Here is a 15,907-nt window from a genome sequence, read left to right on the forward strand (position 1 = left end):
TGTCACCCCGATCCGGGTTACCGTTTCGGGGTGACATCGCACAGGACCGCATCCCACGCCCTCGCCGGAATCGGCGCTGCACTGCTGATGGTCGCGGTCCTGTCAGGGTGCACGCCAGAGCCAGAACCCACTCCGACACCCACTGCGGCCTTCGCCAGCGAGGAGGAAGCCTTCGCGGCGGCGGAAAAGGTCTATCGGGAGTACACAGATGCGGTGAACTCCGAGCGCGAAGGCGACCACACTGTCGATCCGCTGAGCTATCTCATCGGCGAGGCGCTGGACGGAAGCCTTGATACCTCGAACAAGCTCCAGGCGCAGGAGTTGCGCATCGTGGGTGACAGCCGCGTTCTGAAGTTCTCTGGGAATGCCGTTGACCTCCAGCCCAGTGAAGTGATCGTTGGTGCTCTTGTGTGCCTAGATGTGAGCGCCACGGTAGTCCTCAACGTGTCCGACGCCGACGTCACTCCCCCTGATCGCCCAGCACACGTTCCCCTCAATGTCGAGTTCATCTCCTCCGGCTCGAAGCTTGTCATTTCAGGGTCTGATCTAGCCGAGGGCACCGAATGCTGAGCGCAGTTGTCTTGATGGGCGGCCTTCTCGTATCGCCGCTCGGTCTACCGATCTACATGGCAGCCGGATGCGACGCAAATCTCGCTGCCGCCGGCCTCTGCGGTACATCGGACGGAACAGTCCTCGAGATATCCGGCACTCACCAAGACGTCGGCACCGACGGAACCACGGACACATCGTCGGATTCGAACACGGACGCACCGGCACCTCCTTGCGTCACATATCTCAGCGGCCGATGCGTGGACTACATCTTCCAGCGCACAGATGAAACGACCGCGGGTACCCCCACGATCACGATTACCGACCTCGCGTCCTTCACCCCTGAACCCACTTCCCTCCTCGTGGAACCCGGAAACGCGGGTATCGCAGATATGCCCGCGAACTTCCTCGCTGCAGCAGCCGTTCACACGCAGACGGGTACGCTCTTCGACGTCCCACTCACCGTCCGCTTCACTCCGGTTGCCTACGAATACACTTACGGCGATGGAAGCACCGCAACTGTGACGTCGGCCGGCATGTCCTGGGCGGAGCTCGGCCAGGCGCAGTTCACGCCCACTCAAACTAGCCACGTCTATGCGGATCGCGGCACTTACGATGCCGACGTCGATATCCGCTATACGGCAGAAATTGACTTCGGGTTGGGCTGGTATCCAATCAGCGGCGAGCTGACCAGCGACGGTCCCGTCCAGCAGATCCAGATCTTCGAGGCCCACACCGCCCTCGTCGCCCACACGTGCACCGAGAAGCCCACCGCGCCCGGCTGCTGACTACCAAGCCGTCTGCCCCCGCCTCGCACACAAAAGGGCGGGCCGCCCGAACCCGAAGGTCCGGACGGCCCGCCCGCGGTGTCGGAACCGCTTACTGGTAGGACTTCACGATCTCGAGCAGGCTCGGGACGTTCGCATACGCCTCAGCGGCGTTTTCCTTGGTCACGATGACCGGGTCGAGCAGGTATGCCGGAACGACCTTCACGCCGTTGTCGTACGACTCGGTGTCGTTGACGTCGACCTTGTCGCCCTTCTGCAGTTGCTGGACCATCTTGATCGACTGCTCGACGAGCAGCGTGGTGTCCTTGTTGATCGTGGAGTACTGCACGCCCTCCATGATCGACTTGACCGACTCGACCTCGGAGTCCTGACCGGTGACGACCGGAGCCGGCTTGCCTGCACCCGTGACCGAGGTGATGATGGCGCGAGCCAGCGTGTCGTTCGGAGACAGGACGCCGTCGAGCGTTTCGGAACCGTACGACGCGGTCAACAGCGAGTCCATACGGCGCTGAGCGTTCTCAGCCTTCCAGCCCTCGGTCGCGGTCTGCGCGATCTCGGTCTGGCCGGAGACGACCTTCAGCGTGCCGTCGTCGATCTTCGGCTGCAGCACGCTCATGGCGCCGTCGAAGAAGACCTTCGAGTTGGCGTCGTCGGGAGAACCGGAGAACAGCTCGATGTTGTAGGGAGCCGCGTGGCCGGCGCGCGCCTCGAGACCGTCGAGCAGAGCGTTGCCCTGCAGTTCACCGACTTTGAAGTTGTCGAACGCGACGTAGTAGTCGACGGCCTCCGTGTTCTCGATCAGACGGTCGTACGCGATGACCGTGACGCCCTTGGCCTGGGCATCCTCGACCTGGGTCGCGAGCTGCTTGCCGTCCTTCGCGCCGATGATGATGACCTTCGCGCCACCCGTCACCATGGCCTGGATCTGGTTCTGCTGCTCGGCGACCGTGTTCGACGCGGGAGCGTACTGGACGTCGGCCTTGAAACCGGCCTTCTCCAGGCCGTCGGTGAACAGCTGACCGGCCAGGACCCAGTTCTCACTGGTCTTGTCGGGAAGCGCGACGCCGATCGTGGCATCCGCAGCGAAGCCCTTCGTGGCCGCCGTTTCGGTGCCGCCGTCGGTGCCGCCGCCGCGCTCCGAAGAGCACCCGGTGAGGGTGAAGGCTGCCGCTGCGACAAGCGCTGTCGCTGTGACGATGATCTTCTTCATGCGATCTCTTTCTCTGGTGAGGGACAGATTCTCTGCGCGAGCCATGCGCGGGGAATCCGCGCTACTTGCCGCTCGTCTTGTCGACAGCGGGGGTTTCGTAGGTCTGGTTGGGAGTGAGCGGCGGAACGGCCGGAGTCTCCTTCGACGCGAACCGGCGCATGATGAAACCGGTCAGCGAGGGTCGACCCTGCTGCTTGTTCCATACGTCGACCGCGACGGCGAACAGCAGCACGAGGCCCTTGATCATCGAGACGACGTCTGCGCCGGCGCCCATGAGGGCGAGGCCGTTGTTGAGGAACGCCATCACGAGACCACCGATGATCGACCCGATGACCGTGCCGATACCGCCCGAGACCGCAGCGCCGCCGATGAACACCGACGCGATCGCGTCGAGCTCCCAGCCGTTGCCGTCCTGTGGACCGGACGCCGCCGCGCGGGCCACGTAGATCATGCCCGCGAGAGCCGCGAGGACCGACATGTTCATCATCACGAAGAAGTCGACCCAGCGGTCCTTCACGCCGGACAGACGGGATGCCTGGCGGTTGCCGCCGACCGCGTAGATGTGGCGGCCGAACACCGTGTTGTTGGTGACGAACGAGTAGAGGATGACGAGCACGAGCAGGATGATGCCCGAGACCGGGAAGCTGGTGCCCGGGCGGCCGGTGGCGAACAGCCAGCCCGCGACCAGGATCACGGCCGAGATCAGCACGACCTTGATGACGCTCACCCAGAGCGGCGCGCTGACGGAGCCCATCCTCTTCTGCACTCCGCGGGTGCGGATCTCCCAGAACACGATCCACGCGACGCCGAGCAGGGCGAGGACCATCGTGAGCACGTTGAAGTTCAGCGGCAGTGCGAGCTCGGGCAGGTATCCGGAACCGATCACCCGGAATCCCGGCGGGACAGGGATGGTGGTGGACTGTCCGATGAACTGGTTCGCACCGCGGAAGAACAGCATTCCGGCCAGCGTCACGATGAACGCGGGGACGCCGACGTAGGCGACCCAGAAGCCCTGCCAAGCACCGACGAGGATGCCGACGCCGATGCCCAGCACGATCGCGAGAGGCCAGGGGAGGTTCCACTCCGCCATCGACTTCGCGACGATGATGCCGGTGAACGCCGCCACCGAGCCGACCGACAGGTCGATGTGGCCCATGATGATCACCATCACCATGCCGATCGCGAGGATCAGGATGTAGGAGTACTGGTTGACGACGTTGATCAGGTTCTCGGGCGACAGTGTGAGTCCCGTGCCCTTGACGACGAAGGTGAGCAGCTGGAACAGCGCCAGGATCACGATCAGGCTGCCGAGGATGCCGAACTGGCGCAGCTTGGACTGACCGCCGCCGAACATCTTGGTGATGTCGCGGAAGTGGAATGACGACGACGTCTGCGAAGTGTCGGTGCTCATGCGGAAGCCTTCTGGTTCGAGGAGGTCATGCTGCGCATGAGGGCCTCCGGAGTTGCCTGATCGGCCGGGATGCAGTCGGTGACCCGGCCTTCGAAAACGGTGTAGATGCGGTCGGAGATTCCCAGCAGTTCAGGGAGCTCGCTGGAGATGACGATGACACCCTTGCCCTGAGCTGCGAGCTGGTTGATGATCGCGTAGATCTCGTACTTGGCGCCGACGTCGATGCCACGGGTCGGCTCGTCGAGGATCAGCAGGTCGGGATCGGTGAACATCCACTTCGCCAGCACGACCTTCTGCTGGTTCCCTCCGGACAGCTTCCCGACGCCCTCCTCCACGGACGGGGTCTTGATGCGCATGGCCTTGCGGTACTCCTCCGCGACCGCGTACTCGGCGCGCGAGTCGACCACGCCGTGCTTGGAGATCTTCGACAGCTTCGCCGCCACGGTCGACCTCTTGATGGTGTCGAGCAGGTTGAGTCCGAGCACCTTGCGGTCCTCGCTCACGTACGCGAGCCCGTGCTTGATGGCCGAGGCGACGTCGGGCAGCACGATCTCCCGTCCGTCCTTGATCAGGGTGCCGGAGAGGAAGTTGCCGTAGGAGCGGCCGAAGATGCTCATCGCGAACTCGGTGCGTCCGGCGCCCATCAGGCCGGCGATGCCGACGACCTCGCCGCGACGGACGTTGATGCTCGAGCCCTTCACGACCATGCGCTCGGAGACGCTCGGATGCTGCACCCACCAGTCCCTGACCTCGAAGAACACCTCGCCGATGTTCGGCGTGCGGTCGGGGTACCGGCTCTCGAGCGAGCGCCCCACCATGCCGCGGATGATGCGGTCCTCGTTGATCTCGCCCCGGGAGATGTCGAGCGTCTCGACCGTGCGTCCGTCGCGGATGATCGTGATCTCGTCGGCGATCTGCTCGATCTCGTTGAGCTTGTGGCTGATGATGATCGACGCGATCCCCTTGGCCTTGAGGCCGAGGATCAGGTCGAGCAGGTGCTGCGAGTCGTTCTCGTTCAACGCCGCAGTCGGCTCGTCGAGGATGAGCAGCTTGACGTCCTTGTTGAGCGCCTTCGCGATCTCGATCAACTGCTGCTTGCCGACGCCGAGGGTCTTGATGGCCACGTCGGGATCTTCGTTGAGGCCCACGCGTGCGAGCAGTTCGACGGCGCGCTGCTTCTGCGCCTGCCAGTCGATGCGGGCGCCCCGGCGGATCTCGTTGCCGAGGAAGATGTTCTCGGTGACCGACAGCTCGGGGATCAGCGCGAGTTCCTGGTGGATGATCACGATGCCCGCGGCTTCGCTGGCCGCGATGTCTTTGAAGCGCTGCTCCTGCCCGTAGAGCAGGATCTCGCCGTCGTAGGTGCCGAACGGGTAGACACCCGACAGCACCTTCATGAGGGTGGACTTGCCCGCACCGTTCTCGCCGCAGATCGCGTGGATCTCGCCGGAGCGAACGGTGATCGAGACATCGGACAGTGCCTTGACCCCGGGGAACTCCTTGGTGATGCTGCGCATCTCCAAGATGGGGCCTGATACGACCGGCAACGTTGCTGTGGTGCTCACGGATCTTCCTCGCGCCTTCGCGGTCATCTTCCATGTGACCGTTCACATTGGTTTATATGGTCTACGTTCCACGGGGCAGTGTCAAGCCCGTGATCGAATCGTGCTCTTTATCGCATCGCCGAGGACTCGCGCAGACGCAGCGTCGTCTGCAGCGGCCCGAACTCCGGCACGGCCTCGCCGCGGATCTGTGCGAGCAGGATGCGCACCGCCCGTCGACCGAGCTCGGTGAAGTCCTGATGCACGGTCGTCAACGACGGCGCGACGTGAGCGGCCACCGGGATGTCGTCGAACCCGACCACGCTCACATCCGCGGGCACCCGCACGCCCGACACGCGGAATCCGTGCATGAGTCCGATCGCCATCTGATCGTTGGCGACGAAGATGCCGGTGAAGTCGCGTCTGCGCGACAACTCCTCACCTGCGAAGAACCCGAAGTCCGCCGTCCAGTCGCCGCGGATGGGCGGGAATGTGGGCAGGTCGGCGTCACGCAGCGCTTCGAGGTATCCCCGCATCCGCGACTCCGCCTCGATCCAGTCCTGCGGCCCCGCGAGATGGAGGATGTCGGTGTGGCCCAGGGAGATCAGGTGTTCTGTGGCCGCCCGCGCACCGGCGACCTGGTCGGCGGAGTGGCTGACGCCGTCGGACCCGGATGCGGTCTGCAGCGTGACGAACGGGATGTCGACCGCCATGCCGCGCAGCACATGGAACACCCGCACCTGCGGGGCGAGTACGACGATGCCGTCGACCTGCTCACGGGAGAGCTGGCGCAGCGCCTGGCCGATCGCCTCGGGAGTGGTCGCCGAGAGGTTCAGCGTCGAGACCGAGTAGCCCGCTTCGCGCGCTGCATCCTCGATCCCCACGATGGACGACGTGGGACCGAACTCCCCCACGGTCGCCGACAGGATGCCGAGCATGTTCGACTTGCTGGTCACCAACGCGCGGGCCGCGAGGTTCGGCCGGTAGTCGAGCACCGAGATCGCGTCGAGCACCTTCGCCTTGGTCTCCGGACGGATGCTCGGATGATCGTTCAAGACGCGCGACACCGTCTGATGCGACACCCCCGCCAGCCGCGCCACGTCGCGGATGCTCGGCATCCTCCCGCGCTCTGAAGCCGTCGACATCACAGCCTCCTCGCATGTGCACGGTCACATAGAACACCCCCATTATGTACACAGAACGCTTCGTGCGCATTCGCGTCTCGCCGAGCAGGGCTCCTGCGCCTCCTCCCAGCAACCTCTCAGCAAAAAACCTTGTCCCCCATTTGGGGGACAAGGTTGATCGGGGTTACCCTCGATATGCAGCTGGGGCTGTCTGCCGGATTTTTGGGGAACCGACAGCAGATGTATCGCCTCCTTCACGGAGACTCGCGCCCTCCCGGGAACCCGAATCCTGAGAGGGCGCGGTGCGTCTCGGCGTCAGCCGCGCGCCGCCAGCCCCGCATAGAGGAGGCTCCCCGTCTGCGGGTCGGCCAGCACCTGAACCTGCTCCCCCACCCGCGGGATCTCCAGCCGCGACACCAAGGCGTGGATGGCCACCGCCTGGTCTCCGACCTGCAGGGTGAGCACGATGCTGGGGTTGTCATTGATCGTCTGCCCGGTGTCCTGCATCCCGAGCACCGTCGCGGGCTGCGTCGGCACCCCGGCCGCGCGCAGCGCCGCAACGTGCTCGGCCTGATGGATCGACGATGTCGCCTGCTGCATGGCCTCGGTGAACTCGAGACCCATGAACGCCTTGGTCATCTTTCCCATGAACCCGCGGCCTGCGGCGATGTCATCGGCCATCTGCATGGCCTCTTCCTGACGCTCCTGCGCCGACTTGCGGTTGAACAGTCCCATGATCGCTCCCTGTGGTGGTTGACGTACCGCCACGCTATGGAACGGCCGACGTCTACCGATCACGGATCTCAGGAGATGATTCGGGCTCCAGGCACCGGCCCATGCACATGCAGCGATTCGAGGCCGCGATCGCGCAGCGCCGCCTGCACCTGCTGAGCACCCTCTGGGTCGGCGCACAGCAGAGCGACGGTGGGGCCCGAACCGGAGACGATCCCCTGCAGCGCCCCCGAGCTCACGCCGAGCCGGATGGTCTCGTCGAGATCCGGACGCACGTCCACGGCGGCGGCCTGCAGGTCGTTGAACAGACTCCCGGCAAGCTCTTCCGCGTCTCCTGAACGCAGCGCCTGCAGCACCGGGACCGGAACATCGAGAGACAGCGGTGGATCGTCGGCGAACGCTCCCTCCTGCTCGCGCAGCACATCCAGACGCTCGTAGACGAGCGGCGTCGAGAGTCCTTCTTCGCTGGTCACCAGCACCCAGTCGAAGCGTCCGCGCGCCAGCGCGGGATTCAGCTGATCGCCGCGGCCGGTGCCGACGGCGGTGCCTCCATGCAGCGCGAACGGCACGTCCGCTCCGAGGCGTGCGGCCAGTTCGTGCAACCGGGTCTGCGAGAATCCGGTTCCCCAGAGCGCGTCGCACGCGACCAGCGCCGCCGCAGCATCCGCCGATCCACCGCCCATGCCGCCGGCCACCGGGACGCTCTTGCGGATCTCCAGTGCGACGCCGCCGTCGTAGTCGGCTGCTGCGGCCAGCAGCTTCGCGGCGCGCATCGCCAGATTGCGATCGTCGAGCGGCACGGAGTCGGGGTCGTCGAGCCCCGACACGGTGATGGAGAAGTCGGATGCCGGTCTGGCGATCACGTCTTCATAGAGCGAGACGGCTTGGAAAACCGTCGCGAGCGCGTGATAGCCGTCGTCGTGGCGCCCCCCGACGCCGAGATACACGTTGATCTTCCCCGGCGCACGCACATGCACGGCTCCGATCGACGACAAGACGCTCATTCCCGGCTCACAGATCCGAGGACTTCGCCCACAGATTGACGTCGATGGAACCTGCGAGTTCGTCGATGCGCCCGAGCTCGTCGGCGGTGAAAGCCGCACCGTTCACGGCCGCGATGTTCTCATCGAGCTGCTCGGGTCGCGAAGCGCCGACAAGGGCCGAAGCGACGACGGGATTGCGCAGCGTCCACTGCAGCGCGAGCTGAGCGAGGGATTGCCCGCGTTCCCGCGCGATGTCGTTCAACGCGCGCAGGGCGTGCACTGCGGATTCGGGCAACGGCTCGTCCGACAGCGAGCGGCGCTTCTGCGCGCGCTCGGCCGTGCCGTCTCCCAGGTACTTGTCGGTGAGCAGCCCCTGCGCCAGCGGCGTGAATGCGATCGCACCGAGGCCTGACTGCTCGAGGGTCTCGGTCAACCCGTCTTCGATCCAGCGGTTGAGTATCGAGTACGCGGGCTGATGGATCACGAGCGGGGTGCCGAGCTCCTGAGCCACCGCGACGGCCTCGGCCGTCCGCTCGGCACTGTACGACGAGATGCCCACGTAGAGCGCCTTGCCCTGCCGCACCAGAGTGTCGAGGGCGCCGACGGTCTCAGCGATGGGCGTGACGGGATCGACCCGGTGCGAGTAGAAGATGTCGACGTAGTCGAGGCGCATGCTCGTGAGCGACTGCTCGGCGCTCGCGAGGATGTACTTGCGGCTCGCGTAGTCGCCATAGGGTCCCGGCCACATGTCCCAGCCGGCCTTCGACGAGATGATCAGCTCATCGCGGTACGGGCGGAAGTCCTCGGCGAAGATGCGTCCGAAGTTCTTCTCCGCAGATCCGTAAGGGGGTCCGTAGTTGTTCGCGAGGTCGAAGTGCGTGATGCCGCGGTCGAAGGCGTGCCGCAGCAGGGCGCGCTGGTTGTCGAGCGGGATGTTGTCGCCGAAGTTCCACCACAGGCCGAGCGAGATCGGCGGAAGGTAGAGGCCAGACGTGCCGACCTGGCGGTAGTCGAACTGCTCGTAGCGACTCTCCGCGGCGGCGTAGGGCCGGTGGATCTCAGGGACGTCAGGGCTGAAGCGCGGCGAGGGTCTCACCGTGCCAGATTAGCCCCTGCGATGCGCTGGTAGTCGTCGACCGTCAGGTCTTCGCCGCGGGCGGTCGGCGCGACGCCCGCCGCCTCGAGGATCTCGGAGGCCGCCGCCGAGCTGCCGAAGATGCCCGAGAGCGCCTGCCGCAGCATCTTGCGACGCTGGTTGAAGGCGGCATCCACGATCTGGAAGGTGCGCCGACGTTCGTCGATGGACCCGCGCTCGCCTGCGGCCCGGTCGAATCCGACCAGCAGGCTGTCGACGTTCGGCACCGGCCAGAACACCTGGCGAGACACTGTGCCCGCCAGTTTCCACTCGCCGTACCATGCGGCCTTCACGCTCGGGGTGCCGTAGATCTTCGAGCCGGGCTTCGCGGCGAGGCGCTCGGCGACCTCGGCCTGCACCATCACCACGCCGCGCTGCAGGTGATCGAAGGTCTCGAGGAAGTGCAGCAGCACGGGCACGGAGATGTTGTAGGGCAGGTTCGCCACCAGCACTGTCGGCTCTCCCGGAAGCTCGGTCACGCGCAGCGCGTCGGCGTCGACCACCGTCAGCATGCCCGGCTCGACGCCGTGGTCGGCCGCTGTCCGCGGAAGGCGGGCGGCGAGGCGGTGATCGATCTCGACCGCGGTGACCGATGCTCCCGCTTCGAGGATCGCGAGAGTCAGCGAACCGAGACCCGGACCGACCTCGACCACGTGCTCGCCGGGCTGCACGCGCGCCGCATACACGATCTTGCGCACGGTGTTCGCATCGACCACGAAGTTCTGGCCCAGCTTCTTGGTGGGAGTGACGTCGAGCTCGGCGGCAAGACTGCGGATCTCGGTTGCGCCGAGGAGGGTGACGGTCATTGCTCCATTGTCCCCTACCCTCAGTAGTCTTCTGGGATGCCCTCCCTCGGTGACCTGATCGCGCCTCGACGCATGGGCGCCGATTTCCGGTGGCTGCTCGCGTCATCGTGGACCAGCAACGTCGGCGACGGGGTCGCTCTGGCCGCGGCGCCGTTGTTGATCGCATCCATGACGTCGTCGCCGATCCTCGTGGCCGCGGGCGCCATCCTGCAGTTCCTGCCCTGGCTGGTCTTCGGGCTGCACGCGGGCGCCATCGCCGATCGCTTCGACCGACGACGGCTCGTGATGCTCGCGAACGGAGCGCGTGCCGTCGTGCTGCTGGCGCTGTGCGTGTTCCTGTTCACCGGCACCGCGAACATCGGGATCGTGCTGGCCACCGCGTTCCTGTACGGCACGGCCGAGGTGTTCGTCGACACGGCGGGCAGCACGCTGCTGCCGATGATCGTGAAGCCCGCGGATCTCGGCATCGGCAACGCGCGGCTGCAGGCGGGCTATCTCGTCGCGAACCAGTTCGCCGGTCCCCCGCTCGGGGCGTTTCTGTTCGCCGCAGGCACCGCGTGGCCGTTCCTGCTCGAAGTCGTCTGCGTCGCGCTGGCCGTGGTGCTGATCTCGCGCATGGCGCGCACGCCGGTGCCACCGCGCGCTTCAACGGGCTCAGCGACCGAGAAGTCGCACGTGCACACCGACATCGCCGAGGGTCTGCGCTGGCTCTGGCGCAATCCACCGGTACGGATGCTGGTGCTCATCATCCTCGTGTTCAACGTGACCTGGGCAGCGCCGTGGGGCGTGCTCGTGCTCTACGCGACAGAGCACCTGCACATGGGGGCCATCGGCTACGGCGCCCTCACCACGGCGTCCGCGGCCGGAGGTCTGCTCGCGACCGTGAGCTTCGGCTGGCTCGAACGCCACGTGTCGTTCGCGACCCTCATGCGCGTCGTCCTGTCTCTCGAGGTGCTCATGCACCTCGCGTTCGCCCTCACGACGGTCGGCTGGGTCGCGCTCGTGATCATGTTCGTGTTCGGCGCCTACGCCTTCGTCTGGGGCACGATCTCGACGACCGTTCGGCAAAGGCTGGTGCCGCACGAGCTGCAAGGTCGCGTGTCGTCCGTGAACATGGTGGGGGTGTTCGGCGGCATGGTGATCGGCCAGGCTCTCGGCGGTGTGATCGCCGAGATCTGGGGTCTCACCGCGCCGTGGTGGTTCGCCTTCGTCGGAGCGGCGCTCACGCTCGTGCTCGTGTGGCGCCCGATCTCACAGATCGTGAGCGCCCGGCCGGTCGAAGATCCGGATCAGTCGGTGAAGGAGCCGTAGACCCGCAGGGTGTTCTCTGCGAGCTGTGCGCACAGCTCGTCGACGTCGAGATTCAGTTCTGCGGCCATGAACCGCACCGTGATCGGCACGAGGTAGGGCGCATTCGGGCGACCGCGCAGCGGCGTCGGTGTGAGGAACGGAGCGTCGGTCTCCACGAGGACGCGATCGAGCGGCGTCACCGCGAGCGCATCGCGCAGGTTCTGCGCGTTCTTGAACGTGACGTTGCCCGCGAACGACAGGTGGTAGCCGGCATCCGCGCAGACCCGCGCCATCGCGTCGTCGCCCGAGTAGCAGTGGAACACCGTCTTCTCGGGGGCGCCGACGCGGCTGAGCGTCTCGAGGACCGCATCGTGGGCGTCGCGGTCGTGGATCTGCATCGCGATGCCGTGCTTCTTCGCCAGCGCGATGTGCGCCTCGAAGGACTCGAACTGCGGCGCGCGGCGCTCCGGTTCGGTGCGGAAGAAGTCCAGGCCGGTCTCCCCGACCGCCCGTGTGCGCGGGTGAGCAGCGAGTTCGTCGATCACCCTGATCGCCTCGTCGAGCATTCCCTGCTCGGCATACGTCGGCGCGTCGTTCGGATGGATCGCCACGGCGGCGAGCACCCGGGGATCGGATGCCGCGGCCTCGACGGCCCAGCGCGACGACTCGATGTCGCCGGATGCCTGGATGACGCCCGCGATGCCGACGGCCTGCGCCCGGTCGAGCTGCTCGCTCAGCGACAGCGGCTCATCGCCGTCGAGGATCTCCAGGTGCGCGTGGTTGTCATAGACCGCGACGGCGAGCGGATCGGGTGCCGGCGGATACTTCAAGTCCTTGCGCCCGTCGCCCGAGCGCTCCCGCACATAGGTCTCGACCATCAGAGCGACGCCGTGATCTTCTCCATGAGCTTCTTGGCGCTCTTGGCGTTCTTCGCGCCGTCCATGAGCGCGACCGGACGGTTGTGGTGCGTGTTGAGGACCAGGTCGATGCGGCTGCCTGCGGCGCCCGGAGAGACCACGATCTGCCCCTCGAGCTCCCAGGAGAGCATCGTCTTGCGCGTCGTGAAGTTCACCGCGAGCGCCTCGGGGAACCGCTGGGTGATCGTGCACTTCTCGGCGAGCAGCGCCTGCTCGACTTTGGCGGCGACGTCCTGCGGCGAACCGGGGACCTCTGCGGACTGGCGGGCTTCGGAACTCATGCTCAGACCCCCTGCTCGACCCGCGGGAACAGCGGCGCGAGGCCGTTGACGCTGGTGCCGGGGCGCAGCACGCCCCACGCGCCAGCCTCGCGGAGCGGCTGGTCCTGCAGACGACCGATCGATTCGGCGGCGCCCAGCGCGACCCAGAGCTTCTCGGTCGACTGCGGCATCACCGGCGACAGCAGCACGGCGAGTGCCCGCAGGCCCTCGGCGCACGTGTACAGCACTGTGCCGAGACGCCCCCGCTGCTCCTCGTCGCGGGCGAGCGCCCACGGCTCGTTGTCGGTGATGTACCCGTTCAGGGCGTCGACGATCGTCCAGATCTCCTTGATGGCCTCGTCGATGCGGAACTGCTCGATCGCGGCATCCGCGTTCTTCGCCGCGTCCGCCACGATCCGCTGGATCTCGAGGTCCTTCTCGGTGTACTCGGCCGCGGGCGGCACGATGCCCTCGAAGTACTTCTCGATCATCGCCGTCGTGCGCGATGCGAGGTTACCGAACCCGTTGGCGAGCTCGGCCTGGTAGCGGGCCGACAGATCCTCCCACGAGAACGAGCCGTCCTGGCCGAACGCGATCGCCGAGAGGAAGTAGAAGCGGTAGGCGTCGGAGCCGAAGACATCGGTGATCTCGGTCGGCGCGATGCCGGTGAGCTTCGACTTCGACATCTTCTCGCCGCCGACGAGCAACCAGCCGTGCGCGAACACGCCCTTGGGCACGTCGAGACCTGCGGCCATCAGCATCGCCGGCCAGATGACGGCGTGGAAGCGCAGGATGTCCTTGCCGACCACGTGATACGCGGGCCATCGGCGGGCGAAGGTCTCCTCGTCCTCGCCGTAGCCGACTGCCGTGGCGTAGTTGAGCAACGCATCGACCCACACGTAGATGACGTGCGAGCTGTCCCACGGCACCTCGATGCCCCAGTCGAATGCGGAACGCGAGATCGACAGGTCCTTCAGCCCCTGCCGCACGAACGAGACGACCTCGTTGCGCGCGGACTCCGGGCGCACGAAGTCGGGCTCGGTCTTGTAGAGCTCGAGCAGGCGGTCCTGGAACTCGCTGAGCTTGAAGAAGTAGTTCTTCTCCTGCAGCAGCTCGAGCGGCTTGGAGTGGATCGCGCAGACCTTCAGGCCCTCGAAGGGCCCCGTTCCGTCGAGGATCTCCGACTCGGGCTTGAACTCCTCGCAGCCCACGCAGTAGAGCGCCTCGTACTCGCCCGCGTAGATGTAGCCGCGGTCGTAGATGGCCTGGACGAACTTCTTCACGCGCTCCTCATGCCGCTCCTGCGTGGTGCGGATGAAGTCGTCGTTCGCGACATCGAGGGTCTTCAGCAGCGGGAACCACGCCTCGGTGACGAGCTTGTCGACCCACTCCTGCGGCGTGACGTTGTTCGCCGCTGCGGCGCGGAGCATCTTCTGGCCGTGCTCGTCGGTGCCCGTCAGCATCCAGGTGTCGTCGCCGCTCTGACGATGCCAGCGCGCGAGCGCGTCGACCGCCACCGAGGTGTACCCGTGGCCGATGTGAGGCACATCGGAGGGGTAGTAGATGGGCGTGGTGATGTAGAAGGATTCGCCTGCGGGCATGGGGTCAATTCTAGGTGGGATGCCGAAGCGGGTTACGCCGGGTCAGCGCACTGCGATGGTGATGCGGTGCCACCCCGTCGCGCCGTCCGGAGCAGGCGGCGCTGCAGCATCTGTCTGGGTGACCGCGTCGGCGCCGATCGCGCGGCATTCGATCTCATGCGAACCGCTCTCGGCCGTCCAGGCGAGGTGCCACTGCACCCAGGTGTCGTCGGAGATCGCCGCAGCCAGGGTCGCCCGCTGCCACTCGCCGCCGTCGATGCGCACCTCGACGCCGTCGACGCCGACGTGCTGCTGCCAGGCCATCCCGGCGATCACCACCTCGCCGGCGTCGACGGAACCGCGCGGCACGTCGATACGCGACTGCAGTTTGATCGGCCCCCGCTCCGACCAGCCGCGAGTGGTCCAGTACGCGGTGGCGCGATCGAACCGGGTGACCTCGAGTTCGGTCACCCACTTCGTGGCCGACACGTAGCCGTAGAGTCCTGGCACCACGAGCCGCACCGGGAAGCCGTGCTCGACGGGGAGCGGCTCGCCGTTCATGCCGACCGCAAGCAGCGAGTCGCGCTCGTCGGTGAGAGCCTCGAGCGGAGTGGATGCTGTGAACCCGTCGATCGATGTCGAGAGCACCATGTCGGCATCCGCATGCACACCGGCGCGAGTGAGCACGTCCCGCACCGGCAGCCCGAGCCAGCGGGCGTTGCCGATCAGATCGCCGCCGACGGTGTTCGACACGCATGCGAGCGTCACGTCAGCCTCCTGCAGGGGCGATGCGAGCAGATCATCCCAGGTGAGCACGACCTCGCGGTCGACCATGCCGTGCACGCGCAGACTCCAGTCGGCCGGATCCACCTGCGGGACGATCAGCGCGGTGTCGATGCGGTAGAAGTCGGCGTTGGGCGTGACCACGGGCGCGAGCCCCGGGATGCCCAGCTCGGCGGCCTGCGGCACCTGCGGCGCGGCCGTCGCCGGCTTCGGCAGGCGGAGCGCGCTGCGAATCGTCTCCACGCTCTGCGAGGCGGTGCGGGCGACGTTCGATACGGCGAGCGCGAGCAGGCCGGATGCCGTCGCCACGGCCGTCCAGACCAGGAACCTCCGCCGCTCCGGCTCCTCCTCGCGCTCGCTGAGCGAGATGAGCCCGCGAACCGTCAGCGCCGCCACGCCGCTCGCGAGGAGCGCTGGGATCGCGGCGAGCAGCGCTCGGTCCGAGCGGACGACGGCGATCACCGCGCCGACGACGCCGAGCGCTGCGAAGGCCACTGCACCCAGCGGCGGCCGGCGTCGCTCCAGCATCCCGGCTGCGAACGCCACTGCCAGGAGGACCACGGCGATTCCCACGAGCAGCGCCGCCTTGTCGCCGGTGCCGAACCACGCGATCGCGGTGTCCTTCGCCCAGCTGGGGGCGATGTCGATCAGCGCTCCGCCGACGGCCGCGAAGGGACTGGCGGACGGCAGCAGGAAAGCCGCGACGACCTCACCGAGCCCCGTGCCGAGCAGCACCGACACGACGCCGAGGACGCCCGGCCTCGGTCCTGTACGCACTCGCTCCCGCACCATGGTCCG

15 protein-coding genes are annotated in these 15,907 nt (G+C 66.6%); 3 read left to right on the plus strand and 12 right to left on the minus strand.

Going from position 1 to position 15,907, the window contains the following annotated elements:
* The first annotated feature begins 30 nt into the window (after nt 1-30).
* Nucleotides 31-570 carry a hypothetical protein gene (locus QFZ53_RS16245; protein WP_307298183.1) on the plus strand — a complete coding sequence of 180 codons (540 nt, stop codon included), beginning with the start codon at nt 31-33 and terminating at the stop codon, nt 568-570.
* 239 nt (nt 571-809) lie between these two features.
* Nucleotides 810-1,337 carry a hypothetical protein gene (locus QFZ53_RS16250; protein ID WP_307298185.1) on the plus strand — a complete coding sequence of 176 codons (528 nt, stop codon included), beginning with the start codon at nt 810-812 and terminating at the stop codon, nt 1,335-1,337.
* A 91-nt stretch (nt 1,338-1,428) separates the two neighbouring features.
* Here QFZ53_RS16250 and QFZ53_RS16255 read toward each other — a convergent pair whose 3' ends face one another.
* The 8 genes from QFZ53_RS16255 to rsmA all read right to left on the minus strand — a co-directional run bounded on the left by QFZ53_RS16255 (nt 1,429) and on the right by rsmA (nt 10,279).
* Nucleotides 1,429-2,547, minus strand: coding sequence for a substrate-binding domain-containing protein (locus tag QFZ53_RS16255; RefSeq protein WP_307298189.1), 1,119 nt, complete (start codon nt 2,545-2,547; stop codon nt 1,429-1,431).
* Between the two features lie 61 nt (nt 2,548-2,608).
* Nucleotides 2,609-3,958, minus strand: a complete 1,350-nt coding sequence (mmsB, locus tag QFZ53_RS16260; RefSeq protein ID WP_292907835.1) for a multiple monosaccharide ABC transporter permease — start codon at nt 3,956-3,958, stop codon at nt 2,609-2,611.
* On the minus strand, nt 3,955-5,475 hold the full coding sequence (mmsA, locus tag QFZ53_RS16265) for a multiple monosaccharide ABC transporter ATP-binding protein (RefSeq protein WP_307299429.1): 1,521 nt from the start codon (nt 5,473-5,475) through the stop codon (nt 3,955-3,957). Before mmsA ends, mmsB begins: the two co-directional genes overlap by 4 nt.
* Before the next feature lie 155 nt (nt 5,476-5,630).
* Nucleotides 5,631-6,644, minus strand: coding sequence for a LacI family DNA-binding transcriptional regulator (locus QFZ53_RS16270; protein ID WP_292907837.1), 1,014 nt, complete (start codon nt 6,642-6,644; stop codon nt 5,631-5,633).
* A gap of 294 nt (nt 6,645-6,938) precedes the next feature.
* On the minus strand, nt 6,939-7,358 hold the full coding sequence (locus tag QFZ53_RS16275; protein ID WP_307298193.1) for a hypothetical protein: 420 nt from the start codon (nt 7,356-7,358) through the stop codon (nt 6,939-6,941).
* A gap of 68 nt (nt 7,359-7,426) precedes the next feature.
* Nucleotides 7,427-8,359 (minus strand): 4-(cytidine 5'-diphospho)-2-C-methyl-D-erythritol kinase, encoded by a 933-nt coding sequence (locus tag QFZ53_RS16280; RefSeq protein WP_292907841.1) that lies wholly within the window; start codon nt 8,357-8,359, stop codon nt 7,427-7,429.
* 7 nt (nt 8,360-8,366) lie between these two features.
* Nucleotides 8,367-9,434, minus strand: a complete 1,068-nt coding sequence (gene mgrA / locus QFZ53_RS16285) for an L-glyceraldehyde 3-phosphate reductase (protein WP_307298195.1) — start codon at nt 9,432-9,434, stop codon at nt 8,367-8,369.
* Nucleotides 9,431-10,279 carry a 16S rRNA (adenine(1518)-N(6)/adenine(1519)-N(6))-dimethyltransferase RsmA gene (gene rsmA / locus QFZ53_RS16290; RefSeq protein ID WP_307298197.1) on the minus strand — a complete coding sequence of 283 codons (849 nt, stop codon included), beginning with the start codon at nt 10,277-10,279 and terminating at the stop codon, nt 9,431-9,433. The genes mgrA and rsmA overlap by 4 nt, the downstream gene beginning before the upstream one ends.
* A 36-nt stretch (nt 10,280-10,315) precedes the next feature.
* On the opposite strand from rsmA, the gene QFZ53_RS16295 reads away from it, so the two are divergent.
* Nucleotides 10,316-11,590, plus strand: a complete 1,275-nt coding sequence (locus QFZ53_RS16295; protein ID WP_307298199.1) for an MFS transporter — start codon at nt 10,316-10,318, stop codon at nt 11,588-11,590.
* On the opposite strand, the gene QFZ53_RS16300 is transcribed toward QFZ53_RS16295, so the two are convergent.
* Genes QFZ53_RS16300 through QFZ53_RS16315 form a run of 4 tightly spaced genes read right to left on the minus strand, consistent with a single transcriptional unit; the run spans nt 11,569 to nt 15,901 of the window.
* Nucleotides 11,569-12,447, minus strand: a complete 879-nt coding sequence (locus tag QFZ53_RS16300; protein WP_307298202.1) for a TatD family hydrolase — start codon at nt 12,445-12,447, stop codon at nt 11,569-11,571. The two genes, QFZ53_RS16295 and QFZ53_RS16300, sit on opposite strands and share 22 nt — an antisense overlap.
* A complete protein-coding gene (locus tag QFZ53_RS16305; RefSeq protein ID WP_307298205.1) occupies nt 12,447-12,767 on the minus strand; it encodes a hypothetical protein in 321 nt (106 codons plus the stop codon). Before QFZ53_RS16305 ends, QFZ53_RS16300 begins: the two co-directional genes overlap by 1 nt.
* A 2-nt stretch (nt 12,768-12,769) precedes the next feature.
* Nucleotides 12,770-14,347 carry a methionine--tRNA ligase gene (gene metG / locus QFZ53_RS16310; RefSeq protein ID WP_292907853.1) on the minus strand — a complete coding sequence of 526 codons (1,578 nt, stop codon included), beginning with the start codon at nt 14,345-14,347 and terminating at the stop codon, nt 12,770-12,772.
* 42 nt (nt 14,348-14,389) lie between these two features.
* On the minus strand, nt 14,390-15,901 hold the full coding sequence (locus tag QFZ53_RS16315; protein WP_307298209.1) for a molybdopterin-dependent oxidoreductase: 1,512 nt from the start codon (nt 15,899-15,901) through the stop codon (nt 14,390-14,392).
* Between the last annotated feature and the right edge of the window lie 6 nt (nt 15,902-15,907).

It is taken from the genome of Microbacterium natoriense (genome assembly GCF_030816295.1).
Taxonomy (GTDB): domain Bacteria; phylum Actinomycetota; class Actinomycetes; order Actinomycetales; family Microbacteriaceae; genus Microbacterium; species Microbacterium natoriense_A.

What these genes read in the sequence shown, in the direction of transcription:
- metG (WP_292907853.1), bottom strand. Translation starts at nt 14,347, where the DNA reads ATGCCCGCAGGCGAATCCTTCTACATCACCACGCCCATCTACTACCCC.
- QFZ53_RS16270 (WP_292907837.1), bottom strand. Translation starts at nt 6,644, where the DNA reads ATGTCGACGGCTTCAGAGCGCGGGAGGATGCCGAGCATCCGCGACGTG.
- mmsB (WP_292907835.1), bottom strand. Translation starts at nt 3,958, where the DNA reads ATGAGCACCGACACTTCGCAGACGTCGTCGTCATTCCACTTCCGCGAC.
- QFZ53_RS16275 (WP_307298193.1), bottom strand. Translation starts at nt 7,358, where the DNA reads ATGGGACTGTTCAACCGCAAGTCGGCGCAGGAGCGTCAGGAAGAGGCC.
- QFZ53_RS16255 (WP_307298189.1), bottom strand. Translation starts at nt 2,547, where the DNA reads ATGAAGAAGATCATCGTCACAGCGACAGCGCTTGTCGCAGCGGCAGCC.
- QFZ53_RS16280 (WP_292907841.1), bottom strand. Translation starts at nt 8,359, where the DNA reads ATGAGCGTCTTGTCGTCGATCGGAGCCGTGCATGTGCGTGCGCCGGGG.
- QFZ53_RS16295 (WP_307298199.1), top strand. Translation starts at nt 10,316, where the DNA reads ATGCCCTCCCTCGGTGACCTGATCGCGCCTCGACGCATGGGCGCCGAT.
- QFZ53_RS16315 (WP_307298209.1), bottom strand. Translation starts at nt 15,901, where the DNA reads ATGGTGCGGGAGCGAGTGCGTACAGGACCGAGGCCGGGCGTCCTCGGC.
- QFZ53_RS16300 (WP_307298202.1), bottom strand. Translation starts at nt 12,447, where the DNA reads ATGGTCGAGACCTATGTGCGGGAGCGCTCGGGCGACGGGCGCAAGGAC.
- rsmA (WP_307298197.1), bottom strand. Translation starts at nt 10,279, where the DNA reads ATGACCGTCACCCTCCTCGGCGCAACCGAGATCCGCAGTCTTGCCGCC.
- QFZ53_RS16305 (WP_307298205.1), bottom strand. Translation starts at nt 12,767, where the DNA reads ATGAGTTCCGAAGCCCGCCAGTCCGCAGAGGTCCCCGGTTCGCCGCAG.
- mmsA (WP_307299429.1), bottom strand. Translation starts at nt 5,475, where the DNA reads ATGCGCAGCATCACCAAGGAGTTCCCCGGGGTCAAGGCACTGTCCGAT.